The sequence below is a fragment of the Vibrio sp. 10N.286.51.C3 genome (assembly GCF_003050065.1).
GTDB lineage: Bacteria > Pseudomonadota > Gammaproteobacteria > Enterobacterales > Vibrionaceae > Vibrio > Vibrio crassostreae.
The window spans coordinates 13,738-25,760 of record NZ_PIGC01000021.1 but is presented as its reverse complement, the minus strand read 5'-3'; the positions used below and the strand labels follow the sequence as shown (position 1 = coordinate 25,760).

Below are 12,023 nucleotides of genomic sequence, written 5' to 3'. Positions count from 1 at the left end.
CAACTGAGTGACGACAAGATCCATGTTTCAACATTTGGCTTGTCGATTTGCCTTGCTTTGTTCACTGTTTCCATTTGTCGTTCTTTCGCAGTCAGAAGGGGAAAGTGAGGCGATTGAGCTTTATCCTGCTCATATCGAAGTTCGAGTAGGGCAAGTCGGTGATAGTTTCTATCGTGTCATGATGGATGATTACGAAGAGCCGTTTATTTCGATATCAAATGCCGCGTTTTCTCTGCTAGAGATGAATGGGCAGTGCGATGAGAACGGCTATTGCGAAATCTACTTGCCACAAGATGTAGGCAGAGAGTCACCTCCTTATATTGTTGACACTGAGCAAGCGCTTTGTTATCGCGATGACAACAATATCCAGTCGATCAAATTTGAAGTGATTGACTCAGAAACCTACATCCACTGGTACAGCTTACAAGCCTGTATCCCTGCCAAAATCCGATGGGACATTGATGACTATCGGCTAACCGTTTCCCCGGAATTCAGTTCGTTAACCGAGTTGGAAGCAGTGATCTCTAAGATCAAAAATGAATCCCGTAAGAAAGCCGAAGAGTTGAAGCGTGCCAGTAATACTCCAGTTATAGAGCCACTTGCGACCGTGGGTTTGGCAACAAGATTGGCGGCTTCTGTTTACCACGATAGTGAAACCGGCGGCGATGTTTACGTCATTTCCGACACTATCCTAAGCACCGAACATTCCTTATCTCGCTTGTCTATTGATTCGCGAGAAGATCAGCCTGTCGTCTATTACAACATTGCGGTTGAGGCGCATGATGGAGAAGGTTCAATTGAAATTGGGCACGTGCTGTTAGATGGCAGCGTATTTACCGTCAATCAAACACTCGAAGATGGGCTTTATTATACCAATCGAAAGCGTCAGCCCGAATTTGGCAACTTACAATTGGAACGTACTACTAAACCGAACATCAGCATCGATGTGTTGGTTAATGGCATCTATCAAACTACGTATCGTTCTGATGAGTTTGGACGCTTTGTTGTTGAAGAAGACAACATCTCGCCTGGTGACACCATTAAATTTCGCTACTATTTATCGAAAGGAGTCTGGCAGGAAGAAGAGATCACCGTTGCCGGTTTAGAAGATGCATTTCTGCCACGCAATGAGTGGGGCGTACAGGTAGTCGGGAATGAAGGTGCAGACAGAGCGGGTGCTGTATCTTTGGAGTATGGACTTGCTGATTACTTTACTGTGGGTAGCGCTTTTAGGAGGCAACATGGCAAAGACTTGGTTGGTTTCCAAGGGCGATATTTACCGACACATTGGTTTGCAGGTCATATCGGTTGGTTACCTGACTTTAATCGGTTTCCAATGGAGTTTGATATCTTACTCGGTAGCGACCAATCTGCGTCAATCGAGCTCAATAAAACCGATGAACTGGATTCAGAGTCAATGGAATATGACGTATTCAAATACAACTCTTCGCTTGCAAATCTGACGGCCTTTTTAACGGTGAGAGACGACGAAGATGAGCTGAGTGTCGAGCCAAAAGTGAACGCCAAGGTGTCGAGTAATCTGTTTCTCTCTTATGCTGGAGACTATCGTTATATCAAGAGCTCCCATAAAGACGATTATCTACACACAATAGGGTTAGCCAAGAGCGGATTTTCAGACACATCTTGGAATGTCTCGGGCACAGTGAATGGCTCTGGACACCATGAACGAACCGAGTTTTCGTTAAGGAACGCGTGCAAAGAGTGCATATTGGACCCACTTAATGCTTTTCAAGAACTTACGACTAATGTGTCCGCAAGATATCAAAAGCAAGAGGTGTCATTTTCGGCTTCTCTAGAAGCGCGTGTGAACCCTTATCTGCTCTTCAAATTGGAAGGAAACGAAGACCGTTATGGTGTTGAGGTGACCACTGAATTTGGCGCTAAAACCTATTTTGATGAAGACTTCGGTGAGTTTGTCGAATGGAACCGATACAACCATTCTAAGCTGACTGGAATTGTTTATGACCACCACAAGCAGCCTATCGCGGGTGTAAGCTTACAAATACTGGACCAACGTGCGGTGAGCGATGCAAAAGGGCGTTTTGAATTTTCGAGTGTTCCTGCTCGAAGCAATCTGCCCATCTATATCGATGAAGGGGCGTTAGACCTAAACCTCACACCGATTCAAAACCCTGTGTTTGTGAATACCAAACAGGTTGGATTAACTCATGCGAATATCGAAATGGTGGTGTCATTTGGGGTAGATGGCATAGTGGAGGGCGCTATCGAGAGCAATGCATATCTGCACTTCAAACACATTCAGAAAGGGACTGAGTATTCGAGCGAAATCGAGAGCGATGGCTTTTACATGGTAGAAGGGCTGATCGCTGGAAAGTACATTATCACCTTAGAGATGGGCGACAAAAGATACGTGCAAGGTGCCGACTTGGATGGTGACTTTTGGGTAAGCGACTTAACATTCCAGCTGATCGACTTTCATAAGGTCTATTAATGCTAGTTGAGGCTGAGAATCGATGTTCTCAGCCTTTATCTTAACGCTCACTAGTAGACGCAGGCTTCCGCTACCGTGAGGGTTTCTCCTGAATGGAGATCTTTTATAGGGCGTATGCCGACTTGTTCTGCTGACATTTCACGATAGATCACCTGATTTCCCTCCGGCGTGGTATTGATAGCAGTGACCTCAAACAGAGAGTTTCTATTAATGAGTACTTCTAGTTCATCATCGCGCACCGTGGGTATCACGATACCGTGTTGACCAAGATTGAGCTCAAAGCGCGAAAGTTGCCCATTATGAAAAGTATAAGAGGATGTTTTCGAGATAGACGTCGATAAGTAGGAAGAGGGGCTGACGATATCTCCAACCTTTACGTTCGATCCATAAGGAGAGAGTAAGCTCTCACCGCGAAAAACCGTCCCTTGGTATTTGATGCCATTTTTGAACGCAGAATCGATTTCTTTCACTAACGATTCTGTTTCCTCATCCATCCTACCTTGTGCTAAGCCCCTTCTTATTGGCTGGTAAGCATCGTATTGATACCTTTCTAAGGCTTCGATCTCACTATAGCTCAGCTCTTGATTTTGCATTCCTGCTTGCTGATAAAGCTGCGATCGAATCTTAGCAAAGTCCCCATAATTCGATTCAATTCCTGGGTCGGACATATCTTCAATAATGGCTTCAATGTTATCGGCACTATAGAACTCAGCGTTATATTTGAGTTCAGCAAGAGAAGTAAAAGGTATCGCCGTAAGGCAAAGGGCAAGTAAGTAGCGAATGTGCAAATTCTTCATTTTAGTAATTATAATTGTTGTATTAATAGTTTTCTATTATATGTGATATGCCCTCTGTTTAATAATAAATATTCCGTATCTACCTGATTATTTATAGATAATTTACGCTCTAATTAGTAAAGAAGATAATTGGACGTGTTATTTGAAAGCGAATCACAGTTTTATTTACTGGCACGATCGTGAAATTGATTTATCCCTTAAAGCGAACCATTCTGCTTACCTTGTCCTGTTAATGGTAATTATTATCACTAATGATAGTAACTGAGTGAGTAGAAATTTTAATGAAAACGATCGTAACTTTATTGTCAGCGATGCTCCCATATGCTGTAGCCGCTAGTGATTCACAAGTAACCGATTTCATGGAGGCGTTTCATGGATCGCCCGAGGCGGTTATGGATGCTGTTCCTGAAAAAAGTGGCCATGTTATCTTTTCCAAGAATTCTGAATTTATGAGTAGTCACCGAGACTTGATGAGAGAATCCATAATTAGAAGGGGAGAGATAAATTCGGGAATATCAGAATTTTTATTATCACCGATTCAACAAAACGATAACCCTGCTCGTTTAGTTGACTCTGGGAATGGTCTAATTCGCAATTTAAACCAATTGTCTCAAGTGGCTCCAAATCAAACACGACTCGATGTTCAGCCGTGGTCAGATACGTATTGGCCTTTGTATTCTGGTGCACTCGCTTGGCGTTATGCAGATAAGGAACTTAGAGCGAATAATTGGAATGCGTATTTCGATTTTAGTAATACGCAAAAGCCCTTAGCGTTCTATCAGGGTCAAGACCGTGATGACCTGTCGCCAGCAGAAAAGTACGATCTTCTGGTTGGAGATGGGGATTTCACTCTGACTCAACGTTCGTGGGATTCTGGCAAGCGGTATTATGAGTCTCGTGGACATGTGGAGCGTTGGATGGGGCTTTGTCACGGATGGGCCCCCGCAGCATATATGCTTCCACGACCAAAGCAATCGTTGATTGTACCTGACGCAAATGGTGAGCTCCTTACTTTCTACCCGTCAGATATTAAAGCACTCGGGACATTGCTATGGTCTGAAGCGCCGTTTAATTCTCGTTTTATTGGTGGGCGCTGCAACATAAAAGATCCAATGAGAGACGAAAATGGGCGTGTTATTGATCCAAATTGCGCGGATACAAATCCAGCAAGTTGGCATCTATCTATCGTAAATCAATTGGGCATTTCTAAGCGAAGCTTAATCATGGACGCAACCTATGATTATCAAGTTTGGAATCAGCCCGTTGTTGGCTACAAGGTGACCTATTTTAACCCAGAAACGAACCAAACAGCTTCTCAACCATCAGCAGTAACCATTGATTTGCAGGATTACCGTAAAGACAGGTTTTCTAATTACCGCTCTTCAAATGCTCAAAGTGTGGTTGGGGTTCAGATGGTAGTCAGTTATGTGGTTGAGACATCTCCAACTCATAGAGATAGTGATTCGCCTCGTTTCGATGGCATTACCAACGTCACTTATTACTACGATCTGGAACTTGATCAGAATGGCAACGCAATCGGTGGCGAATGGTACCAGAATCGACATCCAGATTTTTTATGGACACCCACTCCTCAAGCGGTGGCTAAGTCTTACTACGATGGCCAAGGTCAGTGGGATATTACACAGCCCGTTCCTCAATCTTGGCAAGATAACGCTCGCAGAGCATCGCGTAGTACTCAACCACTAACATCGGTCGTAAACGCTTTGTTTGAAGCGTCGAGCGGTATTCAGTCCGATGATGAATGGCGAGGTATTGTTACTGATTCAGAAGATGGATTGAAATGTCTGGATGCCGAAGTTGCTGGCTCTAATTCAGGCTTACTCATTTATGGTTGGAGCTGTCACGATGGGGACAATCAAAAGTGGAAAATGAATGTGGATGGAAAGTTGATCAACAAAGCGGCACCGGATATTTGCCTTGACCAAAACGGCATAGATATCAGTTTAGAGGAGTGCCGTAATCACGAGACTCAACAATGGCGTTGGGATAATGGCCAGCTGAAGAATGGTTTGGCGAACTCCCTGAAATGGAATGATCGTACTTGGCTGGTGGGTGCTGATATCAACGGTAGCCAGTGGCGTTGGAAATAAACTGAATTGATGGCCCGCGTTATGCGGGCTTTTTTATTCTATCAACTTGCACATGTTAATCGGAAGGCGGGGAAAACATCAGTTTGATTTTCTGCATTCGCGAGAGCTGTGTATTCTTGAGATCTGTCCATATAGCTCTCCACTCTTGAAAGGTCACCGTTATCGGGTTAAAACTGTTTACAGGTTTAGTGACGCCGTAACGCACCGTTTCGACTTCAGGTTCGAAGGTACCGAATAGCTTATCCCAGATGATAAGAACACCAGCGTAGTTCTTATCGATGTAATGCGGGTTTCTGCCGTGATGCACACGGTGATGCGACGGGGTATTAAAGATGTATTCCAGTGGCCCCAAGCTTCGTATCCATTGTGTGTGAACAAAAAACTGCAAACCCAGATTGAGAAGGACCACAAAGATCACCCATTTAGGGTCGAAACCTATGATGACTAACGGTACCCAAAATAGCCACATCCCCGCAAGTGGGTACATTAAGCTTTGACGAAATGCGGTACTGAAGTTCATGTGTTCAGAGCTGTGGTGTGCGACGTGTGCTGCCCACATCCAGCGAACGCGGTGGCTTGCCCTGTGAAACCAGTAATAAAAAAAGTCCTGTAGAACCATCAAGACAATAAAACTCAACACACCCATTTCAATGTCTATTAAGCGCCAACCAAACAGCCACAGATAGAGCTGAACGATTAGCAGCCCGGTCAATAAATCGGAGAGTTGGTGCATGCCTGCTAGCGTGAAGTTACACATGACTTCCGATAGTTTGTAACTCGAATTGTCTGGCAATCGGCCTTGCTTTTGACCAATGAAATACTCGGCCAACATACAGATCATGAACAACGGAGCCAATACTAGCAGCAGCCATTCTGGGTGATTGATTAATGCGTCGATATTCATTTTTTATCCTTGTTGAGACGCCATACGCGTTCTTAGTATCAAGTTTACTTAGACTTGGTCGTCTGAGATTCAGTGTTCAGCAGAATTTCGCTACCAGCGAGCAAAGTGATCTTCTGTTAGGCCAAGAACATCATCGAGTTGATGTGTCACTTCATTGTTGTCTTGAATCGAGCCAGAAAAATGACCAACGAACTGTCGGAAGTTACTTTTAAGTACCCATAAATTGAGCTTTTCACTGCGTTGGTTAACAGGGGTAAACGTCAGGTTGATGCGCCCATCTTGCGATGTGATTGTCCAAGGGTGGTCGATATCATCTCGGTTAAACATAAAGTGCACGGGGTTAAGTAGGTGTCTAGAGCCATCAACCCACAATACGTTCTCGCAAGTACCGGTTTCGTTCACGCCTGCCGCGAGGTTTAAGCCAATACTTTTCTGTCCGGCAAGTGAATTGATACTTGCCCAGCGCCAACTGGTTTCACGTCTCATGTAGCCCGCTGAAAAGTCATAACCGGCACGAGCTTGTTCGAGAACGAGTGATTCTCCTTTGATTTGGATGTCGCCGCTGATGCGCAAAGCATTGTGCTTTTGGGTGTAAGTCCAACCTGAATAACCGGTTGGGCTGCACATCGCCAAGGGCAAGTTGTCGGCTTCAGGCTGTAAAGCGATATCGGCCTTGATGAGTTTGGTATTCAAGCGAACTTGCCATTGTCCGCCTTCAATCTCAAAGGTAATGCTTTGGTCTGCAATGTTTGTCGTGCCGTCAAATGGTGAAGCGGTAACTTGTTTATCAAACCCTAATGGCCTCAACCAAGATGACTCTTCTAGATGGTTGTTTTCAATATCGTACAGATAACAAAATGCCGAGCCCAAGTAGCGAATATCCGCGATAGCGACACCAATAATGTGTGTGTCGGTGACGATGCTGACAAATTGGAATTGTTTGTAGTGGAAGTGCTTCTGCCAAGAGTTTGCTTTTGAATCCATCGAGTTTCGGTAGTCAAAGCTCTCGATGTTCAGGTGTTTGGGGATGCCATCGAAATGTCCAATGATCGGCTGACCATTAGAATCAATCAAACTGTATGGAGCCGGATTTGTTTTTATCATTGCGATGGTTCACATAAATTTAACAATTAACAACATTGTGCGACGAGTAACGTAAAATTGGGAGGTCATAATCGGACAAGAGCAGGTTATCAATCACGATTCTGTCAGTGTGGGTTATCGAATCTGTATGGTCATGAGCGTGGGAATCGGCTCAGTATAAGGGGATTTAGTTGGAAATTATCGCAGAGTACATGCCAACGGAGCATCGCCACCAATTGGGAACATTGGATGTCGTGTTATTGCTGAATACACTGGCGCAAAGAGGCGTGGATATTGAAGCGCTACTTGCTGGTGCCGGGTTAGAAAGCCTAGATTGGCAAAACCCCAATGGGAAGCTGACTTACGCGGATAAACTGTCCATCTTCAGTGCGGCCAACCAGAACTTTCCTCACGATGACTTAGGGCTTTGGTTGGGAAAACACGCGAGCCTGAGCCACTTTGGTGTGTTGGGTTATGCGCTATCGACCAGTCAAAATGTCGGGGAGGCCATCAAGTCGGGCTTTAAATATCTCCGCCTGAACGGTCCTATCTTCTCGGTTAAATTGTTTCTAGATTCCGAGCAAGCAGTGATTCAGATTGAGAACACCTTGGAAGTGGGTGATCTCCTGCCTTTCTGCAGTGAATATTTCTTAAGTTCAATCGTCTCTTTGTTCAAAGAACTGACTGGTCATGAATTGGATATTCACACTTTGGCTTTGCCTTATGCTCGCCCTAACTACGCCAAGCTCTATGACGACCGTTTTCAGTGCCCGGTGATTTTTGAGCAAAGCCATTGTGAACTGCGCTTTGATGCCTCGGTTTTATCACAAACCTTATTGACTCATGATGCCGCGACACTGAAGCGCTATCTTGCGTCTTGCCAGTCGATAGTGGAGACTCTGGACTCTGAACATCTATTAACGAATCAGATCAAAACGATCTTTTATCAAACCGCAGGTAGCTTTCCGACTATAGAGCAACTCGCACTAGAGTTTGGTTGCAGTTCTCGCACACTCAGACGAGAACTGGTTTCTCATAATTCCAGTTATCAAGCCTTACTTACTGAAGTCCGGGTCGAATTAGCCAAAGAGTTGTTACTCGGCACAGCAATGAGTATCGATGACATCGGTGAAAGGCTAGGGTATAGCGACCCCGCTAATTTTAGACGAGCATTCAAAAGCTGGCTAAATAAAACACCGGCGCAGTTTCGTAAAGGCCTCACTTAATCTGGTTATAACTTTTGTCTCTCTTTATTTCCTGAAGAACTGCTCACGAAATTCAGTTACTTGTTGTTGATAGTAACTGTTCCATTCCTGAGTATCCCAATTGGCATGACTTGCAGAGCGTTGAGAGTCTAAGCTCGATTTTAATTGATCCAGCTGTTCGTGATACGTCATCACAGTCTGCTGTTGTTGCACCACTTGTTGTTCACGCGCGACGATATTATCGGCCTGTTCTGCATCTAAATATATCTCTTGAAGTTCAACTTTGATGGTCGCTAGCTCGGCAGAACTGTAGCTGTTTGGTAACAGCGATATAGCAAGCTCGTATTGTTGAGCCGGAGTTTCTGCATTTAATGTCCCTGTTTTGTTTGCCCACTCAGCGAGTAAATCTTGGTAGTGTGAGACAAACTCAGTCGCTTCGACTTCCTCAAGTGTGTTTGCACTAAGCGTAAAATTCAAATGCGCAAATTGATCGGCAAACAGCTGGTGGGCTAACTCTCCCCAAATCTCTTGTGCAGACTGCTTAAACAGTTCAATACGGGCTTCTAAAGAGTCGATGGATTCGAGTGGTATTGTGCTTTCTCTTACTTGCCAATCGGCCGAGAGCTTTGGGTAATTACTTAATAGCTCAAACCATTCCATCGGTAACTCAGATTTCAACTGCGCGAGTTGTTCTGTGCAATTGCCCGCTTGTTGGCAAAGCGTCCAAAACTCTTCGAGCTCATTGAGCAGCGCCTTACCTGCTAGTTCAGTTAGGTTTTCTGCATACGTTTGTCCGTGCAGCTTGTCAGCATGGTCTTGTTTACCTTGCGAAACGGGATTGCCTGAAGAACCAACTGTGTTTGATGTGGGGCTATAGTCATCTGTCGCTTTAGAAACGTATTGTTCTGCCTCTGTGTGTTCAACAGAGGATTGCGGTGTTTCAATCGATTTTGATGACCATGAATAGCCAATAATGCTCGCCGTTAAGACGAGCATTAGGATTAATATAACTCGATGCATTATTCGTTCACCGCGTTACTTGATGACAGCACTAACAGGGAAATGGTCTGAAAGGTTGTAGTGCTTCCATAATTCACTGCTGGTAGAGCGAGGAACATCAACGCGGTTATTGTTGTGAGCTTTTTGTGCATACTCTGAACTCACCACCACGTAATCCAAGTATTCGACGTTCTCACCACCCGACATAGGTGCACCCGCAAAGTTATTGATGCGAGGATCAAAAGTTGAAGCGGTATAACCGGAGTAATCAGGCTCGGCGGCTTGCAGGTTGGCGAACATCTGTTGGTAGTCGCTTGGGAACTTAAGCTTGTTCACGTTGAAATCGCCGCTGTAAATCACCGTTTCTGAGGTTGGTATATTCAGTGATTGAGCGAGTTCACGCATCTGTCTAAATTGACGCTGACGATAGTCACGCGCTGTGTCCGTATCGAACGAAGCGGTGTGAGTACCGAACACGTGGTAAGCCTGACCGTTTTTGATGACCTCAGCGTAATTCACCCCTTTGTCAGCGAAACAATCTGTGCCCGTACAATCAGGGAATACGTATTGTGCTTCGTTGACGATAGGATAGCGGCTCACAATGATCACGCCACCGTCGTAGATGTTGATGCCTTCTTTATCGAGCATTTTAGTTTGGTAAGGATACTCTTTTGCCAGTTCACGCAGGAACTCATCTCGTCCGTTGGCAAACACTTCTTGAAGCGCCAATACGTCGTAGCCCTTAACGTATTGAGGGATGAGGTAGTAACGATCGCCGATGTGCGAAGCGATAGCGGGTAGAGCCCAAATGTTGTAGGTCATCACTTTCAATATGTTGGCATCTGGCTCTGGTTGCTCATCGATTTTCTCTGGGGTGATGGTATAGTAAATATCATCGTAGCGAGCGGTGCTATCAGCTTTGGAGGCAAGCTCCGTATTCACATCAAAAGCATCGGTTGAATTACGGTGAATATTACGATCATCATGCAGTGTTAAGTCGACGTCTGCTGCGCTCAAACCGTGTTGCAGTGTTGAGTTGTACCAATGTCCTTCCATGATTTGATTAAGTGTGACGCTCTCCCCAATAGAATTTGAGACTACTGTGTCAAACTCGTATGTCTTACCGGACTTCACGCCTGTCCAGCGGTTGAAACTTATCAGCTTTTTGGTTTCCCACGGGCCAATTTGTTCAACATGTTGCTGCCACTCATCACCTAACTGAAGTAGGTCGGTACCAGTATGAATGGTTTGAATCGTCATCACTTGGTTGGTGTTGTTGGTCAGGTACACATCGGTATCTGCAATAGCCGAGGTTGAGATGAATGAAGCTGATACAAGTAATGCACTCAGGCAAGTCCATTGAGTTTTCATTTTCACGTTATCCTTACTGATTGGTTTAAAGAATAACGTAGTAAAGAGTTATGACATTGGAGTTATAACTCTATCAGAATTATCCAAATATTAGATATATGCCATAGTTTTATAAATTCGATTACTCATTGATAATTAACATATTGCTTTGTCGGAATGATAAGTGATACGCGCGCACGCTAACAAACAGAAGAACGATTTGGATTTAAGGCTAAGTCACTAGTGGTGTGTTTTCGTGGAAATCATAGGTCGGGAAATAACCAGAAATGGATGCTGTGAATCACGATAAGGGATAACGCTAACCGCCTTGCTCTATCAGCATAAATTTTGCCATTGTTCAGTAAACAGATTCCTCAAAAACAGGTATGATAGTGTCGTTTTTAATCCTGAACTGGGAAAGTCATGGCAAAGTTAACACTCCAAGAGCAAATGCTTAAAGCTGGCTTGGTAAATGAGAAAAAATTAAAGAAGGCGAAGAAGGGCTCTAAAAAGTCTCGCGTTCAGTCTCGTGAAGCAAAAGCGGCAGCAGAAGAAACTAAACTGGCGCAGCAAGCGAAAGACAAAGAGTTAAACCAACAGTTGAAAGAACAACAGTTGAGCAAAGAAATTAAAGCTCAAGTGAAGCAACTGATTGAGATGAACAAGATCGAACAGAAGAATGGTGAGATCAAATACAACTTCACCGATGGTACGCTAGTTAAATATCTTTACGTAGAAGATCTGACTCAAAAGCAACTCAGTAAAGGTATCTTAAGTATCGCGCGTCAAGGCGAAAGCTATGTTGTTATCCCTACTGCAGTAGCGAACAAGATCGCGATGCGTGACGAAGAATCTATCGTTGATACTCAAGCTTCAAGCTCAGATGAAGTAGACGAAGATGACCCGTACAAAGACTTCGTGATCCCTGATGATCTAATGTGGTAGTCCTCGACTAAACCGCTATCTAATTCGTCAATTACTTGTGGCGTGAAGAAGTATTAAAAGCTCCGATGCGTCTTGCATCGGGGCTTTTTCAATGTTGGCAACTGCATAGAATTATTTACGGGCTCATCTGAACCGGTCGTGTCTCTATATTTGAGA

Annotated in this window: 9 protein-coding genes; 4 read left to right on the top strand and 5 right to left on the bottom strand. The window is 44.4% G+C overall.

Annotated elements, in window-relative coordinates:
* The first annotated feature begins 22 nt into the window (after positions 1-22).
* Positions 23-2,473 carry a carboxypeptidase-like regulatory domain-containing protein gene (locus CWO27_RS19460; RefSeq protein WP_107899403.1) on the top strand — a complete coding sequence of 817 codons (2,451 nt, stop codon included), beginning with the start codon at positions 23-25 and terminating at the stop codon, positions 2,471-2,473.
* Between the two features lie 50 nt (positions 2,474-2,523).
* Here the strand turns inward: CWO27_RS19460 and CWO27_RS19455 are convergent, their stop codons facing one another.
* Positions 2,524-3,270, bottom strand: coding sequence for an ADP-ribosyltransferase (locus tag CWO27_RS19455; RefSeq protein WP_107899402.1), 747 nt, complete (start codon positions 3,268-3,270; stop codon positions 2,524-2,526).
* A gap of 281 nt (positions 3,271-3,551) precedes the next feature.
* On the opposite strand from CWO27_RS19455, the gene CWO27_RS19450 reads away from it, so the two are divergent.
* Complete coding sequence (locus tag CWO27_RS19450; RefSeq protein WP_102433215.1) at positions 3,552-5,381, top strand: ricin-type beta-trefoil lectin domain protein; 1,830 nt, start codon at positions 3,552-3,554, stop codon at positions 5,379-5,381.
* Between the two features lie 55 nt (positions 5,382-5,436).
* Here the strand turns inward: CWO27_RS19450 and CWO27_RS19445 are convergent, their stop codons facing one another.
* On the bottom strand, positions 5,437-6,285 hold the full coding sequence (locus tag CWO27_RS19445; protein WP_107899401.1) for a sterol desaturase family protein: 849 nt from the start codon (positions 6,283-6,285) through the stop codon (positions 5,437-5,439).
* 90 nt (positions 6,286-6,375) lie between these two features.
* Positions 6,376-7,389, bottom strand: a complete 1,014-nt coding sequence (locus CWO27_RS19440; protein WP_107899400.1) for a DUF2804 domain-containing protein — start codon at positions 7,387-7,389, stop codon at positions 6,376-6,378.
* Between the two features lie 170 nt (positions 7,390-7,559).
* On the opposite strand from CWO27_RS19440, the gene CWO27_RS19435 reads away from it, so the two are divergent.
* The gene (locus tag CWO27_RS19435; RefSeq protein ID WP_107899399.1) at positions 7,560-8,594 is read left to right on the top strand and encodes an AraC family transcriptional regulator; all 1,035 of its coding nucleotides are present in this window, start codon (positions 7,560-7,562) and stop codon (positions 8,592-8,594) included.
* A gap of 24 nt (positions 8,595-8,618) precedes the next feature.
* On the opposite strand, the gene CWO27_RS19430 is transcribed toward CWO27_RS19435, so the two are convergent.
* Together CWO27_RS19430 and CWO27_RS19425 are read right to left on the bottom strand one after the other, a co-directional pair.
* Positions 8,619-9,569 (bottom strand): chromosome partitioning protein ParA, encoded by a 951-nt coding sequence (locus CWO27_RS19430; RefSeq protein ID WP_107899398.1) that lies wholly within the window; start codon positions 9,567-9,569, stop codon positions 8,619-8,621.
* Positions 9,570-9,608: 39 nt separating this feature from the next.
* Entirely contained in the window at positions 9,609-10,943 is a 1,335-nt protein-coding gene (locus tag CWO27_RS19425; protein ID WP_107899397.1) for a sphingomyelin phosphodiesterase, read from the bottom strand.
* 402 nt (positions 10,944-11,345) lie between these two features.
* Between CWO27_RS19425 and CWO27_RS19420 the strand changes: the two genes are divergently transcribed.
* Positions 11,346-11,867, top strand: coding sequence for a DUF2058 domain-containing protein (locus tag CWO27_RS19420; RefSeq protein ID WP_004734880.1), 522 nt, complete (start codon positions 11,346-11,348; stop codon positions 11,865-11,867).
* The last annotated feature ends 156 nt before the right edge of the window (positions 11,868-12,023 follow it).

What these genes read in the sequence shown, in the direction of transcription:
- CWO27_RS19460 (WP_107899403.1), top strand. Translation starts at nt 23, where the DNA reads ATGTTTCAACATTTGGCTTGTCGATTTGCCTTGCTTTGTTCACTGTTT.
- CWO27_RS19455 (WP_107899402.1), bottom strand. Translation starts at nt 3,270, where the DNA reads ATGAAGAATTTGCACATTCGCTACTTACTTGCCCTTTGCCTTACGGCG.
- CWO27_RS19450 (WP_102433215.1), top strand. Translation starts at nt 3,552, where the DNA reads ATGAAAACGATCGTAACTTTATTGTCAGCGATGCTCCCATATGCTGTA.
- CWO27_RS19445 (WP_107899401.1), bottom strand. Translation starts at nt 6,285, where the DNA reads ATGAATATCGACGCATTAATCAATCACCCAGAATGGCTGCTGCTAGTA.
- CWO27_RS19440 (WP_107899400.1), bottom strand. Translation starts at nt 7,389, where the DNA reads ATGATAAAAACAAATCCGGCTCCATACAGTTTGATTGATTCTAATGGT.
- CWO27_RS19430 (WP_107899398.1), bottom strand. Translation starts at nt 9,569, where the DNA reads ATGCTCGTCTTAACGGCGAGCATTATTGGCTATTCATGGTCATCAAAA.
- CWO27_RS19425 (WP_107899397.1), bottom strand. Translation starts at nt 10,943, where the DNA reads ATGAAAACTCAATGGACTTGCCTGAGTGCATTACTTGTATCAGCTTCA.
- CWO27_RS19420 (WP_004734880.1), top strand. Translation starts at nt 11,346, where the DNA reads ATGGCAAAGTTAACACTCCAAGAGCAAATGCTTAAAGCTGGCTTGGTA.